This is a genomic window from Lysobacter korlensis (genome assembly GCF_042434515.1).
On sequence record NZ_JBHLTG010000032.1, the window covers coordinates 1 to 2601 of the forward strand.

Annotated in this window: 4 protein-coding genes; all 4 read left to right on the forward strand. The window is 61.1% G+C overall.

The genetic code is table 11. The features are described from left to right. The first annotated feature begins 151 nt into the window (after nucleotides 1–151). The 4 genes from ACFFGH_RS34225 (at nucleotide 152) to ACFFGH_RS34240 (ending at nucleotide 2508) form a co-directional block, all read left to right on the forward strand. The gene (locus ACFFGH_RS34225) at nucleotides 152–547 is read left to right on the forward strand and encodes a hypothetical protein (RefSeq protein ID WP_386677404.1); all 396 of its coding nucleotides are present in this window, start codon (nucleotides 152–154) and stop codon (nucleotides 545–547) included. A 401-nt stretch (nucleotides 548–948) separates the two neighbouring features. Further along, nucleotides 949–1374, forward strand: coding sequence for a hypothetical protein (locus ACFFGH_RS34230; RefSeq protein ID WP_386677406.1), 426 nt, complete (start codon nucleotides 949–951; stop codon nucleotides 1372–1374). Between the two features lie 66 nt (nucleotides 1375–1440). After that, a complete protein-coding gene (locus ACFFGH_RS34235; RefSeq protein WP_386677408.1) occupies nucleotides 1441–2181 on the forward strand; it encodes a S1 family peptidase in 741 nt (246 codons plus the stop codon). Nucleotides 2182–2238: 57 nt separating this feature from the next. Beyond that, nucleotides 2239–2508, forward strand: a complete 270-nt coding sequence (locus tag ACFFGH_RS34240) for an Imm32 family immunity protein (protein WP_386677410.1) — start codon at nucleotides 2239–2241, stop codon at nucleotides 2506–2508. The last annotated feature ends 93 nt before the right edge of the window (nucleotides 2509–2601 follow it).

Consider the following 2601-nt stretch of genomic DNA (forward strand, 5'->3'; position numbering starts at 1 on the left):
CGACGCAGCGGTCACCTTGGTAGAGCTAAGCGAGTCGTGCCCCGCTACCGACACGAGGAATCGCGACTGTGCGCTCTAACAATTCGTCCAAGCCGACGCCGCTTCGCGGCGCGGCTTAACTCAGGTGTTAGACCCCACAGGAGAGATTCCGGTGTCCGAGGAAGAGGCTTTTGACGTCGAGCGCTTCATCTACGTAAAGCTGCCTGCCTCTCTGCAACCTCTCGAGCGTGGCGAGCTGTTCGAAGACCCAATCGATGATGAGCTTCAGGCGCAGGGGCTCGGGCACGTATCGGGCGGCGGCTCGCTGCTCGCCGCGCCAGAACCGGATGGAACGCGGAGAATCGAGTTCTGTGGTCTCGACATCGAGGTGGAAGATCGAGACAAGGCGCTGGATCTACTACGGGCGGCTCTTGTCCGTCTTGAAGCGCCCGAGCGGACCGAGCTCCACTACACCGCCGAAGGCCAGCGGCTCCTTGATCAGCTTGTCCGGGGCACGTGGCAGGTCGGTCTTCCGCGCACCTTCCTGCACCCCGGCTTCGATGTGTAAGGTGGGGTCTAACAATTCGTCTAAGCCGACGCCGCTTCGCGGCGCGGCTTAACTCAGGTGTTAGGCGGCTAAGGCATGTACCTCGATCTCGGGTTCCTGGCTCTGCACCTCCTGCTCGCTCTCTGGGCTACGCGGCGAGCCTTACGGCTAAACCGCTGGGTCGGCTCGCGCCGAAATCTCGCCCTAGCATTCGGCTGGCTCATCCCAGTGTTCGGCCCCATCATGGTGCTGGCGGCTAGCGTCGGTACGGCTGATGGCCAACCCGGCAATCCAGATTTGCGCAACTCGGTAGAGCAGCTCCGCGTGGGCGGGCATTCGGATGATCCGTAGCGCGCCGCCTAACAATTCGTCCAAGCCGACGCCGCTTCGCGGCGCGGCTTAACTCAGGTGTTAGGCCCCAAATGATTCTTTCCGATCTCTTGAGTGTCGCAGACAGAGCCGGCGACCTTGCCGGTGTCTTCCGCGTGCTGGTCGCTACTCGCACGATCGACGGCGTTGAGATGGGTCCGGGGCAGGCACAAATCAGTGAGGCCGGCGAGTTGCAGGTGGATATGTCCGGCGGCGACCTAGACATCTTGCCCACGCGTTTCATGGAGCCTGCCGGGGCCGGCCTCACCGTGTCCGACTTTCGGCGCCTCGCCGCAGAGCAACCGGAGGCTGTAGAGCTAACGCTCACAGGTGTTACGGGGTTCAAGCATCTGGAAGGCGGCGGTGCTGCCCTGCGCACCGAGCAGGTCTTGGGCACCTACATTCCTAAGGCTCAGAATGAAATTTGGCTGCTGCTGTACCCTGAGCAGCAGTGGCCACAGCACTGGTTTGGGGCCTAACAATTCGTCCAAGCCGACGCCGCTTCGCGGCGCGGCTTAACTCAGGCGTTATGCGGGGAGAGATTCATGCACCAACGGCTTGCTGATGCAACGTTTCGGATTGTGGCCGGCAACAGCTCGGGTAGCGGTTTTAGCTACGTGAGCGATCGCTTGGTTGTCACTAACCACCATGTAATCGAACCGCATCTAAGTTCTGGCGCGAGTATCGCGGCTGTCACGGAAGCGGGAGTGGCGCTGCCCGCACGCCTTGTCGTGTACTCGCCGAAAGATGAAGCGGACTTTGCTGTGTTGGAGCTTCAACAGCAGCTGCCTGCTGGCCGAGTTGTGCTTCAGCCGGCGCCAAGCCCCAGCACGGCACGCGGCGCAAGGGTGCTATTTTCGGGGTTTCCGCACGGCATCCCGGATCTACTTGTCCATGAAGCGGCCATTTCTGCACCCCTTGCTAGCCATGCCTTCTATATTGACGGGTCGGTCAACGGCGGCAACTCGGGCGGGCCGATTGTTGACGCATCAACTGGCGAACTGGTCGGAATCGTGACCCAACGACGCTTCATGGGCGGAAGCTCGCTCGAGGCTCTCGCGCCCCAAGTAGCTCAGCTTTCCAACCAGTGCGCCGCAATCGCTAACCGCGGAAGCGTCGAGATTATGGGCATCAATTTCGGCAACTTTGCCGCGATGATGGCCCAAGGACTTAGCGCCATCTCGCAGGTCATCCAGGCCAACGCCAATTCAGGCATCGGAATCGGCTTTCACATCCGGTACGTCAATGCAGAGCTGCAAAGCCGTGGCCTCATGGCGTCGGCATAACAATTCGTCCAAGCCGACGCCGCTTCGCGGCGCGGCTTAACTCAGGTGTTAGGCCTCATGAGAGAGATCACGGACGCCGTAGCCATCATCGAAGCCAAGCTTTCTGAGCTGGGCGGGTTCGCCAGCTCGTTTGTTGAGGTGCGGGATAATGGACGCGAGATCATCCTCGGGGCCAACGAGGCCGGCTTGCTGCAACTGACGCTGCATCTGCTTACGCTGGCGGGCAGCAACGCTGATGGGTCTCACGTGCACCTAGATGAGCACTCCGGCGCTGACGTCGCAGAACGGGCGCTGGTCCTCCGGCGGTCGCACGCAAATGAGGCCTAACAATTCGTCCAAGCCGACGCCGCTTCGCGGCGCGGCTTAACTCAGGTGTTAGGCCCTAAGATGAAACATCTGCTGCTAGCGGGTCTTCTGTTT